Source organism: Paraburkholderia sp. SIMBA_054, assembly GCF_046534875.1.
In the GTDB taxonomy this organism is placed as follows: Bacteria; Pseudomonadota; Gammaproteobacteria; order Burkholderiales; family Burkholderiaceae; genus Paraburkholderia; species Paraburkholderia hospita.
In genome coordinates, this window is record NZ_JAWRXV010001767.1 from 1 (window position 1) to 234 (window position 234).

The 234-nt window shown below is 70.9% G+C and carries 1 protein-coding gene; it reads right to left on the reverse strand.

The window, feature by feature from the left end; genetic code table 11:
- Window positions 1–234: energy transducer TonB (locus SB822_RS61165; RefSeq protein WP_410859669.1), on the reverse strand; the 234-nt coding region annotated here is incomplete at both ends.

Genomic DNA, 234 nt, shown 5'->3' on the forward strand with positions numbered 1-234 from the left:
CGGGTGACCTGCAGGATGTCCACGCCGTCATCGGTATGCGGCAGCGGCGGGAATGGCTGCGCCAGCTGGATGACTCGCAGGGCGGCCGCATCGAGAACCGGCACGCCGCTGGAAACCAGCACGCGGCTGCTTTCGACGCTGCCGTCGCGGCGCACGCCGACGGTGATCACCACCTTGCCGGCGAGGCGGCGCTGGCGGGCCTCGTCGGGATAGTTGAGGTTGCCGACCCGCTCG